This window comes from Thermoplasmataceae archaeon (assembly GCA_038729425.1).
Lineage (GTDB): Archaea > Thermoplasmatota > Thermoplasmata > Thermoplasmatales > Thermoplasmataceae > B-DKE.
Genome location: JAVYSB010000001.1, coordinates 120,440 through 135,092 on the forward strand (window position 1 = coordinate 120,440; position 14,653 = coordinate 135,092).

Below are 14,653 nucleotides of genomic sequence, written 5' to 3' on the forward strand. Positions count from 1 at the left end.
ATCCTTAGCTACAACCATGGCTCATTCACCTTTGATCTCCGCGACCACACTTAAAATAATATACCTCCAAATCAATACACTGCGCGAGCGGGTGTGGTGTAGCCTGGTAACACGCGAGCTTGCCAAGCTCGTGCCTCGGGTCCAAATCCCGGCACCCGCATGTTTTCTTTTTTTCACGTGAGCCCTCTTAATATGGATCTTATTTCATGACCAGCGTTTTTACGTATTGATTCAACGATTTCCCTCCCGTTCCCGCTATATTCGCTGATCAATGCAGAACAACCAGAATTTCTGGTACACTGATCCCTGACCCTGTTGCATATCATAATGTCGATCGGCAGCCCCATTTTCTTGAAATCACCCCTTATTTCATCAGACTGAATCAGGCTTAAATCATCCATTGTAGTCACCATAATGAAGTGTGTTCTCTCAAGCCTTTTCCACACATGGTCTGCCAATTCTCTCCATTTAATGAGCGTTTCAATTGCTTTTTTCCCTCCCAACCTCTGCTTTAACTTCAGGTAAAACTGGATGTCGCGGCCAATATGGTTGTAAAAGTCCTTTTCAAGATTTAAGAGATGCATTGTAGACGATGAAGCTGGGGTATCCCATATCACGAAATCGTAATTACCGGATTCGTCAATATCTACAACGTTGGAAATCATGAATTCCTCCGCAACTCCTGGGGCACTGGCTATGTGCTCAAGGATGCTTCTGTCCGTATCCATGAACTCCGAAACAATTGACAGGACCTCATCACCGTACCTGGCGATCCATTTCGAGGATACTTCTTTCTCAGAAAGCTCCACGTATTCCAGCTTATCGCTTTGGTTGAATATGTAACGCAGAGATGGCATGAAATCAGTTGACACGATGATTGCCCTGCCCAGTGATGCAAGTTCTAGTGCAAACGCAGAGGCTATGGATGTTTTTCCAACACCTCCCTTTCCAATGAATGAAAGGATCACTTACCATTATTACGCCAGAAGTTAAAACCCTTGACTGCAGAGGTGTGCCACAGGATTAAAATAACACAGGAACGTAAACCTGCATTGGAATCTTGATAAGATAAATAGCTTGGACCGATAATGGTTCATGCCAACCTTGAAACAGGGAACCAGTCTTGCAAGAGTGGATCGATTGGGTGCGTACATTGATTCTTTTCAATTGTCAGGAAGGCAAATTCTTATGGTTTCCCCTGACGGGAGGGATACACATGGAGGATGTGCAGTCCTTGCGCCATACGCAAACAGGGTAAGGAACGCAGTATATGTCTGGAACGACAGGCCCTACATCCTTCCCAGGAACGACGGAATGAACAGTATTCATGGCCTAGTGAAACAGGAGAAATGGTCATATGATTCCGAAACCAGACAGGCGCCGAATATAACGGAACTGAAATACGATCTCGTGAGCCCGTGTTATCCTTCAAGAATTGTAATAAAGAACAAGTATGAAATCGAGACTGATTTTTTTGATGTCACCTGCAACGTTACCAATGTCGGTGAATCAAGTTGTCCACTGGTGATCGGGTTTCATCCATACTTCCTTTTCAGGAATAAGTGGAGCCTTTCCCACGAAAATGATCTTTATAAATTGCAGTACAAGGACTCCTATTTCCCAAGCGGAGAAATGGAAAAGACAGATTTCAACGGGGCGGGAGATCTGCAGTCTTCCAATTTTGACAATACGTTTTTTGGAGGTGGGAAAGTGACATTGAACGCTGGTGATCACTCTCTTGAGATAGAGAGGAGAAACATGGAATATCTAGTTATCTATAACGGAAAATATTCCAAGAACACTTCCGTAGCCTTAGAACCCATGACCGGAGCCCCAGATGCATTCAACAACCGGATAGGCCTGGTAACGCTTGATGCCGGCAAGGAATTCCAATGCGGCTTCAAAGTAAAGCTAGTTACTTAGTAAAACTGGGCCCAGCAGCGTTGATGGGGAAACCCGCCTCCAATTGGCTCTTCGGTATAGCCAGAATTAATGATTATTGATATACGATACTTTTTTATTTAGCAGTTGCTGTAAGTGCTTGTTTGATTGGCCTAACAAATATCATTCTTATTTCAATTACAGCAGCTTCGATAGCAGGTTCGCTAGCTTACAGGTTCAAACTGTTCTGGAAAAAATATGCAATTTCTATACCTCTTCTGATTCTCTTGTATTACTTCTTTCCCACTATACTCGTATTCCCAGTATTTGTTCTTTCCCTCATATCAACGACCGCACTCTACTCTATGCAATTCTACCTTCCATTCTTCGCGGATTTTGCCATTATTTTCTATTTTTTCTGGGTCGGGGGAAAAACCTACAGCTCTTCAGCCATAGATGTTGCAGTGTCCCTAAGTGTTATTCTGGTTATGATGGAGGACCGACGCCTCCGAGACCACTCGCATAATAACGATGTCTCAAGGGGAAAGTCAAAGGAGAAGGAGGTTAACAGAGACTACGTGCAGATAGGCATCGGCGTAATTGCTCTTTTCATCCTGCTTTCATTCAAGTTCCACGACTCGTCGTGGATCTTCACGTTCTCGGCTTTGCTGTTATACCTTCTTGGTAACTATTTCTCCAACGACGGCACCACATACCTCGGGAATTTCCTGAATTCCCTAGAAAGACCAAGCACGCCGCTAGGAATAGGCGCAATGTGGTTAGCTGCTGGCTTGCTGCTGGCAGTTGGAATTGTTGGGAACGTAAAAGTTTTGGCTCTTATCCTTTTCATTTTGATGATTGGCGACTCACTGGCCACCATAATCGGCTCAAACATCAAATCCCCAAAACTTCCGTACAATAAGAGAAAGTCTATCGCAGGACTTCTTGCTGATTTTTTGCCGGCGGCAATATTCGGATTTATTATCCTTGGATATTGGGGGGTAGCCTTTGCAGCTATTGGGTCTATTGTTGAAAGCGCGGCAAGGTATCCCTTCGATGACAACTACATGATCCCGCTTGTGCTTGCGGCTCTGTCACCGCTCGTCTGATCAGGAGGGATATAAAAGAATACCTCACGCGGTTGATGTCTGTCGGTAAATCCTAGGGAAGCGTACAGATTCCTGGCTGGATTGTTCTCCGAAACCCATAGGTCTGCCCTGAGATACCCGATTCTGGACATTTCCGAAAGAGCCCTGGTGAGAATAACCCTTCCGACTCCTTTGCCGCGTAGATGTGGCAGTAGATCAATGTCTGCCAGCAAAGGAACGCTCTCAATTGCCCTTGGGCCCTCTCCGTTTGTAAATACTATGCAGCCGGACAGCGTATCTTTACTCCAGACTGCATAGGACGCTTCCTTGATTATACTGCCATATTCCTCGCTGAAAAGTGACTTTGACATAGCTAGACTCTGTTCTAATGTCGGTGTGTAAAGGATCGAGTCTTCTGTTCCACTGTAGGCACGGTATGCAAGTTCAGCGTATTGTGCAGCGGTGAGGTCGGTGAATGGCGAAATCCTCATTCCGGATGGGATTTCAGAGATAGGAAATGACAGATCGTGAAGATCTATTGTCATTCTGGTTCTGGCAAATTTCCTGAAGCCATGTTCCTCTGCAATGGCCTCCCAGGACTCGGGAGCGTTGAATATCTCATTTATCATGGGAATTTTCTTATCATTTTTGGACTCCGAAATGATCCAGTTCAGCAAGTTTTCCACTCGCTTTTCATTGTACATATCAGGATGCAGGAACCCTATGGAAGCATAATTGCGATCTTTCAATTCCTCAGATTCTACTATGTATGCATACGCTGCCACTTCCTTCCCAGACACTATTACCCGGGATCTGATCTTATTCTGGGTAAGTTTCTCAATTAGAAGTTCCATGGACTCCCTAATTGGTAACCCAGGATATTTTTCCTCGAGAAATTCAAGGTAACCTTTCAGAATAAGATTCCAGTCCATTTTTGCATTCTTTATCTCCATATGCTGTCATCTCTTTTTGAAATAAAACTGTAACCTCACTTGTAAGAGGAGATGTATTTAACCGTATGCGCGATTATGAAAAGATATAGATGGATGATGAGGAAAGAACCCGGATGTTCAACGAGGCGGCAATTCGCTATTCCGGGCTCTACAAAGGAAAGATAAACACAATGTCAAAAGTTCCGGTCAGAAACCTCAGTGACTTCTCCATTTGGTATACGCCTGGGGTTGCTGCTGTCTCTCTCAAAATAGCTGCGAATCCAGAACAGTCCTTTGATCTGACAGGACGCTGGAACAGCGTAGCAATATTGACAGATGGCACGAGAGTGCTCGGACTTGGCAAGGTGGGCCCCGAAGCTGCGATGCCTGTAATGGAGGGCAAGGCCCTGATATTTAATTATCTTGGCGGTGTCAACGCCATCCCCATACCAATACGTGTATCGAGCCAGGATGAGTTCATGGCTGTTGCCAGGGCACTGGAACCATCGTTCGGCGGGTACAACTTGGAAGACATAGAGTCCCCCAAGTGTTTCTTCATTCTAGAAAAATTGCAGAAAGACCTTAATATTCCTGTCTGGCACGACGACCAACTTGGCACTGCATCCATAACCCTCGCGGGACTGATAAACGCACTGAGGGTTTCCGGAAAGAAAATTGAGGATTCAACCGTCCTGCTCATGGGATCAGGGGCGGCAAACATTGCTGCTGCTCATCTGTTGATTGCCGCAGGTTTCAAGCCAGGTAACATAATAATGGCAGATTCGCATGGCATCCTTGAACCGGAAAGAAGTGATATAGATTCCCTTATGATCAACAATCCCTGGAAATATCAACTGGCGATGAGCACCAACTTAGAACGGAGGAAGGGACCGATCGAAAATGCATTCAAGGGCATCGATGTTGTGATATCTGCTTCTAGGCCTGGGCCGGAGACAATCAAAAGGGAATGGGTGAAGTCAATGAACAGCAATTCAATTGTATTTGCTCTCGCGAATCCCGTTCCAGAAATATGGCCACATGTCGCTGCGGAAGCAGGCGCTAAAATTGTTGCAACTGGAAGGGGTGACTTCCCTAACCAGATAAATAACAGCCTTGTATTCCCGGGTGTGTTCAGGGGAGTTCTGGATGCGGGAGCGAAGGGCGTCAATTTCCAGATAATGGTTGAGGCGTCCTACGAAATCGCCAATTTTGTTGAGAATCCTTCAGTGGAGAAAATCGTCCCTACTATGAATGAGTGGGAACTCTACCCGAGGGTGGCTGCAGCGGTAGCTTCCAAAACTGTCGAAATGGGACTGGCAAGGAAACACAATTCAAAGGAGGGTTTCCTGAAGACTGCTACCGAAATAATTGAAAGTAACAGAGATATATATTCAAGAATGATGAAAGAAGGCTTGATAAAGAACTATTTTGGAGATGAGAAGAATGGGAGATAACACGAAAATCAGGAAGATGAAACCAGAAGACATCGAGACTGCCATTGAACTGGTAAGAAGACAGAAAAAACTCAATGAAGAATTTGATTCTTCATTTGTTGTAAGCGAGGACGCAAAGACTGGTATTGAGAGATATCTCTCCAACGCCTTAAAGGAGCCGGATAAATACATAGCGCTGGTTGCTGAGTGCAAAAAACGCGTCGTGGGACTAATAAAAGTCGACATACTGGATAGAGTGTGTTATGATCCAAAAGCGGAGGCAAGAATTGTGGAATTCTATGTGATGCCTGAATACAGAAGAAAGAAAATTGGGCACATGCTCATGGATGAGCTGAACTCTATGCTGGAGAAGCGTGGAATTACGCTTGTATCTGCAGAGTTCCCCTCCCTTAACCTCATCGCACTGTCCTTCTACAAGAAGAACGATTTCAGGGATATGGTGAGCATTTACGGGAAACAGATAACTAAAGAAGAGGAAGAATCTGAAGGAAAGGGAGTGTCTTAGTCACTTCTCATATCTCCCTTTTACTGGGTTCACGCAAGGACTGGAAAAATAGTTCCTTCCTTACTATGCGTTTTATTTTTCTCATGTCGATTGTAAATAGGGACTTTATAAACAGTTTTTGGCCAAGTACGATTAAATTTTTATGATTATCTTTCCGTTGAGCTACATGCCAGAACGAAAACCACATCATCATTACTGAGAAGAGAACACGTCATGGAACCATTTGGATAGATCAACACCAAGCGAATATTCTGAGACTGATGGTAGAAATGGCTGCTTAAAACGACATCGAACCAGACAGATCAAGCATTGATCTTGACCTCTTCAATAATTTCGATTTCTTCTAGGTACCAATTTATGACATTCCTGGGGAGGGCGACTAAACGGGCCCGCCGGGATTCGAACCCGGGTCACAGGCTCCGGAGGCCTATGTGATAATCCGCTACACTACGGGCCCTATTTTTTGTAATTGATTGTTCTGAGGAATTTTCTCCTTGTATTTCTATTATCCTCATCCTCAACACCCAGAGGTGAATACCCATCAATAACCCCAAGTATGCCGTTCCCGTTCTCTCCCTTGGCCAGGACAACTTCCACAGGATTTGCGGTTGCCACGAAAATGCTCCCAACTTCCTGGCACTGCTTTATTGCATTGAGTACGTTAATGGGATAAAGATTCTTCAGTATGATCATGAACGTGTGTCCGGATTTTATTCGCATCAGGTTTTCAACGGCAATCCTTGTCAGTCCTTCATCCGTCCCCTCGTATCTGATAAGCCTGTCTCCGGAAGCTTCCGAAAATGCCATTCCGAAAATAGCTCCGGGAACCGATGTCGTCAATATTTCATAAATGTCCTCTACTGTTTTGATAAAGTGAGAATAGCCGAGAATAACGTTCATTCCTTCAGGGTATTCAAGTTTCACCGAGAACACTTCAGTTGTCATATGAAGTTACATTGCAGCTAGAATTATAAATCATGGGGGAAATACATCTTTTGATGTATTTCCGTCAGAAAAACATTAAATTCCGCTCACAATAGAGTTGCGATGGATTTTTATCAGCTTATAGGTGAGAAAATTCGAAATGGGGAAGTGACATCAAAGGAGGAGTTGCAGGACATGAAAATCAGACTGGCCAAGGAACTCTCCCTCGATTTCATCCCAAGCGATGTGGAAATCCTGAATTCGGGAGACTTTTCCAAATCACAGAGAGAACTCCTGAGAATAAAGAATACCAGGACAATTTCTGGCGTTGCTGTCGTTGCCGCAATGACTTCCCCGGAAAGCTGTCCTCACGGAAAGTGCCTTTACTGTCCTGGGGGTGTTGAGAATAACTCCCCACAGTCGTACACGGGGCATGAACCCGCTGCACTCCGCGGACGAAACAACAATTATGATCCTTACAGGCAAGTGTTCAGCAGAATCAAGCAGCTCGATCTCATAGGGCATGACACCAGTAAAATCGACCTTATAATCATGGGCGGTACTTTCACAGCAAGAGATACTAGCTACCAGAGAGATTTTGTAAAGGGCTGCTTTGATGCCATGAATGGTTCAATCGGAAACTCCATTGAAGAATCTATACTGCTAAATGAGACTGCACAAAAGAGATGCATTGGACTGACGGTAGAGACCAAGCCGGACTGGTTCTTCGAGCGGGAAATTGACACTGCACTGGAGTATGGGACAACAAAGGTCGAACTGGGTGTACAGAACCTCTCTGACAGAATACTGAAAATAAACTTGCGGGGGCATGATCTTAATGATGTGCGGAGATCAACCCAATTATCCCGGGATGCAGGATTGAAAATTGTTTACCATATAATGCCGGGAATGTATGGATCAACCCCGGAGGATGATAGGAAGAGTTTTGATACTATGGTTGAGGACCCCGCATTCCGTCCGGATATGCTTAAAATATATCCAACCCTCGTAACAAAGGGTACCTCTCTTTACCGCCTCTGGAAATCAGGGAAGTACAATCCGCTTGACACCGGCTCTGCCGTTGATCTGATTTCATACATGATGGAGAGGATGCCGCCATGGATAAGGGTGCAGAGAATGCAGAGGGATATACCGGTGAAGTTCATCGAAGCAGGGGTAAAAAGAAGTGACATAAGGAATCTCATTTCGGAAGATCTGCAAAAGAGGGGTGTGAGGAGCAAGGAAATACGTGGACGAGAGATTGCGGGAGAGACATTTTCCGGGAACATGCACCTTTCAACGTACAGGTATGAAGCGGCATCCGGCATTGAATATTTTATTTCATTCGTCGATGATCAGGACAGGATAATCGGTTTTGTGAGACTCCGGATACCTTCTAAAAACGCTCACAGAAAAGAAATGTATAACTCCTCAATAGTGCGGGAGATAAAGGTTTTCGGAAACGTTGTGCCCGTTGGCAAGCATGAAGAGATGAGCTGGCAGCATAAGGGAATTGGTTCAGAACTCATTACAGAAGCAGAAACCCTGAGCAAGGAGAATGATACGGACAGAATGCTGGTCATAAGCGGCATAGGAGTCAGAGAGTATTTCAGGAAACTGGGATACGAAAGAGTTGGACCTTATATGGGAAAAGTCATCTGAACCCGTTTCTGATTCATCCCAGACCTGCCGGTATCCTTGATAAGCGATGACCCGTACCAATACTTTTATATGCCATTGCATTTGCATACTGCCATGCTTGCAGTTTACATAGTTCTGGGGATTCTGTTGCTGTTAACTGCAGTTTATTTAGTGTATACGATAGTTGGAGCTGAGAAACTTTGAATTATGTCCCTTCAGGAATATCGTCCCTGTCCTCGTTTGTCAACTCATTCTGGCAGACCAACTACGTTGCTTCAGGTGTAATAATAATCCTGATATATCTTGCAATAATCCTGATTTTTGGCTATATTATCTCAGGTTTCATTGCCAAACTGTATAAAGATGAAAAAAACTGGCTCACCCCAATATCAGGTAGAATTGTGAGAATCTTCGAGAGAGCCCTGGGGGAAGGGTCAGAGAGGCAGATGAGATTCAGGGAATATTTTTCCACCCTCCTGTTTTTTAATGCCATCGCCGGCATTATTGCCTTTTTCTTTATCTATTTTCAACATTTTCTGCCATATGCCTATGCGAACAACCACATGACCCCGAGCCTCACATTAAACACCGTAATTAGTTTTCTCACTAATACAAACCTCCAGAATTACTCCAACCCATTCGATCTGTCGTACGTGAGCCAGACATTTGTGATAACCGGCTTGATGTTCCTTTCCGCAGGAACAGGATTCGCAGCCTCAATGGCTTTCATCAGAGGAATAATCACCGATAAAGGTACTATTGGAAATTTCTATCACGATTTCTTAGTCTCAATTTTTTACCTCATTCTTCCACTTACGCTCCTTGTTACACTAATATTAATACTCAGTGGAGTTCCTGAAACTACTCTTTCTTATGTAAATGTGCAGGCCGTCTTCTCGTCTGTGACATCGAAGGTGCCACTTGGATCGGTAGCCACTTGGGAGGCAATCAAGAACATCGGAACCAATGGAGGTGGGTTCTATGGTGCTAATGCTGCTTTTCCATTCGAAAACCCAAACTGGTTCACAAACATCGTTGAGTTCACCGCATTTTTTGTTATTCCCCTCGGATCCATAATGTCCTTCGGAAAGGTGTTCAACTACCGGAAATTCATGGTTATGCTTGTATCCGTCTTGGTTGTATTCTTCATGATCACGGCGTTCCTCACATACTATGGCGAGATCACGGGGATTCCGGCCCTGACAGATCTGGGCACCATATACGGCGGAAACATGCTTGGAAAGGAGACTGCAATTGGTGTCGCTGCTTCTTCCATATTCAGCATTGGATCTACCGTAACCTCAACCGGGGCTGCGAATGCGCTTCTGCTTGGGTATACTCCCGCTGGTTTGCTTGGTAACTTGGTAAATCTCCTGGTCAATGATCCGATTGGTGGCGTGGGGACCGGCGTTCTCAATATCTTCACATCAGTAATTTTCACGGTCTTTATAGCTTCGCTAATAGTTGGAAAGCTGCCAGAACTGATGAGCATAAAGATCGGTGCTAAGGAAATAAAGTATTCTACCCTTTCCCTGATCACACATCCTCTGATAATTATCATACCCGTAGGATTAACACTGATGATTCCGAGCATCATGGCCTCGTTCGTAAATCCGAGACCGGATGCTATCACAGAGCTTCTGTACGAATTTGCCTCCGCTGCCTCAAACAATGGATCAGCAATAGGTGGTTTTACGGAGAACCAGACATATTTCAATGTCCTTGAGGGCGTGGTAATGCTTCTTGGAAGGTATCTTATTATGGGTTTCCAGCTCAAGATAGCCGACCTTTTCTCAAACAAGAAACCAAGGGCGGAAAGCGGGAGGACTATTGACACTGGCTCCTTTTATTTCGGCGTTATGCTGCTTGGTGTAATGATCCTTGTGGGCCTGCTGTCGTTCTTTCCGGTTCTTGCCCTAGGACCTATTCTTTCCTGGGCTAGAGATTTCGCAGGATACATAATGGCGGTGATCCGATGAATTCCTGGTGGAAAATTGTGACGGGATCGATGGAAAAATTCAGGCCCGATTTTCAGGCAAAGAACCCCGTTATGTTCGTCACTGAAATTGCATTCATAGTCTCTATCTTTGTTATCATCTTTCCTACTGAATTTGACATACAGACAACCGGAAACTATGTTGATTTCTACATCGCTGTGACAGTTCTCCTTTTCCTCACGCTCCTTTTTTCTAATATCAGCACAACAGTATCAGAGGAGCAAAGCAGATCCATAACCGATTCACTGAAAAGAATGAAAACTGAGACAACAGCAAGGAAAGTATCCGGTGCTACATTTGAGACGGTGACTTCCGACGATCTCAGGACAGGAGACACAGTCGTTGTTGACGCAGGAGAAATTATACCGGGTGACGGCGAGATAATTTCTGGGAGCGGGTATGTGAATGAATCGAACATTACCGGAGAATCCAGAGCCGTCCGCAAGCTTGAAGGAGACAGTGTTACGGGTTCCACAAAGCTGATGACAGACAAAATAACTGTAAGGATCACTGCAAACCCAGGGGAAACATATATTGATCGCATGATACAGATTGTGGAGACAGCAGTCAGGGAAAAGACTCCCAATGAAATAGCACTTTCTACCCTTCTATCTGGACTTACACTGATATTTCTCATGATCACCGCTTCCATTTTTGCCTTATCAAGATACCTCGGCATAAACATAAACATAGACACGCTCATTGTCCTACTCATTGCTCTCATTCCAACAACTATAGGGGGACTGATGCCAGCGGTGGGCATTGCTGCTGTCAACAAGATATCAAAATTCAATGTCATATCAAAGTCTGGAAGAGCAGTTGAGAATGCAGGGGATGTTGATACAATAATACTAGACAAAACGGGTACCGTTACAATGGGAGACAGGGAGGCAATAAAGTTTTATCCGAACAGCGGCATAGATGAGAATGAATTCATCCGTTATTGTGCCATGGCTTCTCTTCAGGACAAGACAATGGAAGGAATCTCGATCGTAAATCTTGCTAAGGAAAAGGGCGTAAATGTGACGGAAGCCGATCTTGATGGCTTCAAATTTCTACCATTTTCGGCAGAGACCAGGTTCAGCGGCATAAAGGCAGAGGATACTTATGTCTACAAAGGTGCGCTATCAACCCTGCTTAAGAACTATAACCTGAATGACACGTTTACAATTGCACTCTGTAAGGAAATATCCCTCAGAGGTGGTACAGCCCTTCCTGTGGTGAAGGATGGAAAATTCATTGGAGTCATAGAACTGAATGATACGCTGAAACCTGGCATAAAGCAGAGACTGGAACTGCTGAAGAAAATGAATATCCATACAATAATGTGCACAGGTGATGATGAAGTGACAGCATCTTATTTCACCAACCTGAGCGGGATCGATAATTACGTTGCGAACAGTACTCCAGAAGATAAATACAATGTGGTCATTTCCGAAAAGGAGAAACAGAGAATGGTAGCCATGGTGGGGGACGGCACCAATGATGCACCCGCCCTTGCCAAAGCGGATGTTGGAATGGCAATGAACAAGGGTACAACTCCCGCAAAGGATGCGGCGAACATGATTGACCTTGATTCCGATCCTACCAAACTCATGGATGTGATTTTCATAGGGAAGCAGATACTCATAACCAGGGGCGCCTTGACCACTTTCAGCATAGCAAATGATGTCTCAAAGTACTTTGTTGTCATTCCAGCAATGTTTTCGCTAATACCTGAACTTGGCCTGCTCAACATACTGGGCCTGAGTAATCCACTTCTTGCAATAACATCAGCCCTAATATTCAACACCATAATTATTCCCATCCTGGTTCCCATGGCAATTAGAGGCGTGAAGTACCGACCGTCAAGTATAACCGAGTTGTTTAGGAGAAATATTCTGATATACGGTATTGGTGGGGTTATCCTTCCTTTCCTGGCGATAAAAGCAATATATGTATTGCTTACACTAATGGGGGTGGTTTGGTGAAAATCGACCATCTTACGAAGATGGCACTTAAAACAACCGCACTTGCCATAATGGCTATGTTCATCCTCGGCTTTGCTTTCCCGACCATAACAGCAATTATTACGCAGGAGATCGATCCTCATTCTGCGACAGGATCCCCCGTCACCATTGACGGAAAAATTTACGGTTCCTATCTTCTGGCAGAGGCCTTCAATTCATCAATATTTTTCCAGGCTAGACCTTCGGCCATTGATTATAATCTTTCGCAATCAGGAGGGCCATCCTACGCCATAGACAATAAAAATCTTGTCAATCAGACCAAGGCATACCTTGTGCAATTCGAAAGGGAGAATAATCTGACCAGTGCCTCTCAGATACCCACTTCGATGATAACATATTCTGGGTCTGGGCTGGACCCAAATATACCATTGCAGGGTGCCATAGATCAGGTGAGCAGGATATCCCAGAATATCTCTGCATTTACTAACGGCTCACTTACGGATAATTTCACTTATAATTACATTGTGAATATAACTGCCTCCGACATAAGTTATAATTTCCCCATATTGGGAGCGCCGTATGTGAACACAGTTGTTCTGAATTTTGATATAATCGATCTCCTGATGGAGAAGGGTTATATAACACAGTCATTTCTTGACTAGAAGTACGTCCTGCTCAGTTCCCTTTATCACCGACTTGATGGCTGCATTTATCCGTACGCCGCCATCTGGTCTCGTGCGTATGCCGAGCACAATGAGATCAGGATTTATCTGTCTGGAATAAAATAGAATCTCATCCTTAAATGATGTTGTCATTCCAGACTTGGTGAAGTTTATCTCCGGACCGTAACTGCTGACAAACCGATCCATGTTCTCAAAAAGCAGCCTGTATCCATGCGTGTGGGTTTTGTCGTATTTCCGCATGTCCACAAAATAGAGAGAGGCGTTAAGGGCTTTCTTCAGATAAAGAGAGAAGGCGACCGCCGTTCTAGTATTAATATCTTCAGAAATTGGAACGAGGATTTTCCTGTAGGGATACGATGCATTCTTGACGCTGAGAGCAGCCGTGGTGGAACCTGAGTTTTTAAGCACGTAGTCCCCAATGCCTCCGAAAAGGGAGGCAGAGAGGGCAGAACGTTTCCATGTTGCTATCAGCAGAATGTCATACCCATGAGCCCCGCTTTCTATCACAATTCCTTCACGCACAGAATTAGCCATGCGTATTCTCGGTACGACCTTTATTTTGGCGTCCTTCCCTTCCTTGAACGCTTCCGTCACTAAGGACACCTTATCGCTCCACGTTACCTCTTGAGTTGTTTCCTTCACGGTGAAGGCTGTAATCTCGGAGTCGTATGCCCTTGAAAGATCGAATGCTATATCAAGAACCCTCCTTGATCTGTACCCCTTGCCCATGGGAACCAGAATCTTCTGCAATCTAAGAGAATAGGGTTGGGGAGCTTCAACCATGAAATAGTTAACCAGACTTTAAATTTAAGGGTTTCCTTTATGCAGGGCTCTCAGTCTGGTAGATTTTATACAGCAGAATGAACGTGGACCCATTGAAAAAAGGCTAGTTCGCGAATATGGCATAACTATGTCCATGTAAGTCGATACCATGCCGTGGTTTTCTTCTCCGTTATCTTGCCTCCTACATTTGGCACAAACCAGACTTTCACCTCACGTTTTTAATGAAATGTCTCGCTGCAAAGTTGGACAAATTTCTGTGAAGAAATATTGGATAACACTATGCTTGCAATATTTTTAAATTGGGAAGTATATCTTTGGTAAAAATTTTATGAGTATAACTATTGCTCACTAGCCTTGAAACACAAATTTCCTGAGAAAAAGGCGATTAAATTGATGCTTGCCTTGGCCGCAGCGATCTTTTTAATTATCGCAATGATTGTAATTGTCCTGATGAACACCGCGGACATCCTGATTTTTGATTGATTTGATGTCTGTTCATCTCTCATTTTCAGCTTGTCATGCAACCTATTTATCTCGTCCCGGGCACTCAGCATGGTATTGTCGAGAAACCCGTACAGGGTTTTATCGTCTTCCCTGGCCATTTTGAGCAGTCCTTCTACAACCTTGCTGGATTCACTATTTGAGAAAAAAGTAACTATGTCATATGCTATGATCAATGTGGAAAGCTTCTGTATCCGGTCTGTTTTTTCTTCGGTTTTCTCTAGATAAGTCCTCAGAGAAGGCCCCAGCAAGATGTATACTACCACAGTGGAAATGAGTAAAACAATGGGTACTAGGAAGATAAGGCTCATCCTG

The 14,653-nt window shown here is 44.3% G+C and carries 13 protein-coding genes and 2 tRNA genes; 9 read left to right on the top strand and 6 right to left on the bottom strand.

The annotated features are described in order from the left end of the window. Positions 1–87: 87 nt before the first annotated feature. Positions 88–160, top strand: a tRNA-Gly gene (locus QW597_00555). Between the two features lie 13 nt (positions 161–173). Here QW597_00555 and QW597_00560 read toward each other — a convergent pair. Beyond that, positions 174–968 carry an ArsA-related P-loop ATPase gene (locus QW597_00560; GenBank protein ID MEM0155084.1) on the bottom strand — a complete coding sequence of 265 codons (795 nt, stop codon included), beginning with the start codon at positions 966–968 and terminating at the stop codon, positions 174–176. Positions 969–1,095: 127 nt separating this feature from the next. On the opposite strand from QW597_00560, the gene QW597_00565 reads away from it, so the two are divergent. After that, positions 1,096–1,923: an aldose 1-epimerase gene (locus QW597_00565; GenBank protein ID MEM0155085.1), complete on the top strand. Its 828-nt coding sequence runs from the start codon at positions 1,096–1,098 to the stop codon at positions 1,921–1,923. Positions 1,924–2,045: 122 nt separating this feature from the next. Then, positions 2,046–2,990, top strand: coding sequence for a dolichol kinase (locus tag QW597_00570; protein ID MEM0155086.1), 945 nt, complete (start codon positions 2,046–2,048; stop codon positions 2,988–2,990). On the opposite strand, the gene QW597_00575 is transcribed toward QW597_00570, so the two are convergent. After that, complete coding sequence (locus QW597_00575) at positions 2,945–3,922, bottom strand: GNAT family N-acetyltransferase (GenBank protein ID MEM0155087.1); 978 nt, start codon at positions 3,920–3,922, stop codon at positions 2,945–2,947. The genes QW597_00570 and QW597_00575 overlap by 46 nt on opposite strands. A gap of 89 nt (positions 3,923–4,011) precedes the next feature. Here QW597_00575 and QW597_00580 point away from each other — a divergent pair, with 89 nt between their 5' ends. Next, positions 4,012–5,355 carry an NADP-dependent malic enzyme gene (locus QW597_00580; protein ID MEM0155088.1) on the top strand — a complete coding sequence of 448 codons (1,344 nt, stop codon included), beginning with the start codon at positions 4,012–4,014 and terminating at the stop codon, positions 5,353–5,355. Continuing rightward, a complete protein-coding gene (locus tag QW597_00585; protein MEM0155089.1) occupies positions 5,345–5,860 on the top strand; it encodes a GNAT family N-acetyltransferase in 516 nt (171 codons plus the stop codon). Before QW597_00580 ends, QW597_00585 begins: the two co-directional genes overlap by 11 nt. A 384-nt stretch (positions 5,861–6,244) precedes the next feature. Here the strand turns inward: QW597_00585 and QW597_00590 are convergent. Further along, positions 6,245–6,317 (bottom strand) — tRNA-Arg (locus tag QW597_00590). Further along, entirely contained in the window at positions 6,317–6,805 is a 489-nt protein-coding gene (locus QW597_00595) for an adenosine-specific kinase (protein MEM0155090.1), read from the bottom strand. Before QW597_00595 ends, QW597_00590 begins: the two co-directional genes overlap by 1 nt. Positions 6,806–6,907: 102 nt before the next feature. On the opposite strand from QW597_00595, the gene QW597_00600 reads away from it, so the two are divergent. From QW597_00600 to QW597_00615, 4 genes are all read left to right on the top strand, one after another. Beyond that, positions 6,908–8,446 carry a tRNA uridine(34) 5-carboxymethylaminomethyl modification radical SAM/GNAT enzyme Elp3 gene (locus tag QW597_00600; GenBank protein MEM0155091.1) on the top strand — a complete coding sequence of 513 codons (1,539 nt, stop codon included), beginning with the start codon at positions 6,908–6,910 and terminating at the stop codon, positions 8,444–8,446. A gap of 179 nt (positions 8,447–8,625) precedes the next feature. Continuing rightward, complete coding sequence (gene kdpA / locus QW597_00605) at positions 8,626–10,404, top strand: potassium-transporting ATPase subunit KdpA (GenBank protein ID MEM0155092.1); 1,779 nt, start codon at positions 8,626–8,628, stop codon at positions 10,402–10,404. Continuing rightward, entirely contained in the window at positions 10,401–12,392 is a 1,992-nt protein-coding gene (kdpB, locus tag QW597_00610) for a potassium-transporting ATPase subunit KdpB (GenBank protein MEM0155093.1), read from the top strand. The genes kdpA and kdpB overlap by 4 nt, the downstream gene beginning before the upstream one ends. Then, positions 12,389–13,033 (top strand): potassium-transporting ATPase subunit C, encoded by a 645-nt coding sequence (locus tag QW597_00615; protein ID MEM0155094.1) that lies wholly within the window; start codon positions 12,389–12,391, stop codon positions 13,031–13,033. Before kdpB ends, QW597_00615 begins: the two co-directional genes overlap by 4 nt. Here QW597_00615 and QW597_00620 read toward each other — a convergent pair. Both QW597_00620 and QW597_00625 read right to left on the bottom strand, forming a co-directional pair. Next, on the bottom strand, positions 13,019–13,837 hold the full coding sequence (locus QW597_00620) for a universal stress protein (protein MEM0155095.1): 819 nt from the start codon (positions 13,835–13,837) through the stop codon (positions 13,019–13,021). The genes QW597_00615 and QW597_00620 overlap by 15 nt on opposite strands. 338 nt (positions 13,838–14,175) lie before the next feature. Next, positions 14,176–14,649: a hypothetical protein gene (locus QW597_00625; GenBank protein ID MEM0155096.1), complete on the bottom strand. Its 474-nt coding sequence runs from the start codon at positions 14,647–14,649 to the stop codon at positions 14,176–14,178. Positions 14,650–14,653: the final 4 nt, after the last annotated feature.

Bases quoted from the DNA above. Each gene is read 5' to 3' on its own strand.
- QW597_00565 (MEM0155085.1), top strand. From the start codon at position 1,096: ATGCCAACCTTGAAACAGGGAACCAGTCTTGCAAGAGTGGATCGATTG.
- QW597_00575 (MEM0155087.1), bottom strand. From the start codon at position 3,922: ATGGAGATAAAGAATGCAAAAATGGACTGGAATCTTATTCTGAAAGGT.
- QW597_00580 (MEM0155088.1), top strand. From the start codon at position 4,012: ATGGATGATGAGGAAAGAACCCGGATGTTCAACGAGGCGGCAATTCGC.
- QW597_00585 (MEM0155089.1), top strand. From the start codon at position 5,345: ATGGGAGATAACACGAAAATCAGGAAGATGAAACCAGAAGACATCGAG.
- QW597_00595 (MEM0155090.1), bottom strand. From the start codon at position 6,805: ATGACAACTGAAGTGTTCTCGGTGAAACTTGAATACCCTGAAGGAATG.
- QW597_00600 (MEM0155091.1), top strand. From the start codon at position 6,908: ATGGATTTTTATCAGCTTATAGGTGAGAAAATTCGAAATGGGGAAGTG.
- kdpB (MEM0155093.1), top strand. From the start codon at position 10,401: ATGAATTCCTGGTGGAAAATTGTGACGGGATCGATGGAAAAATTCAGG.
- QW597_00620 (MEM0155095.1), bottom strand. From the start codon at position 13,837: ATGGTTGAAGCTCCCCAACCCTATTCTCTTAGATTGCAGAAGATTCTG.
- QW597_00625 (MEM0155096.1), bottom strand. From the start codon at position 14,649: ATGAGCCTTATCTTCCTAGTACCCATTGTTTTACTCATTTCCACTGTG.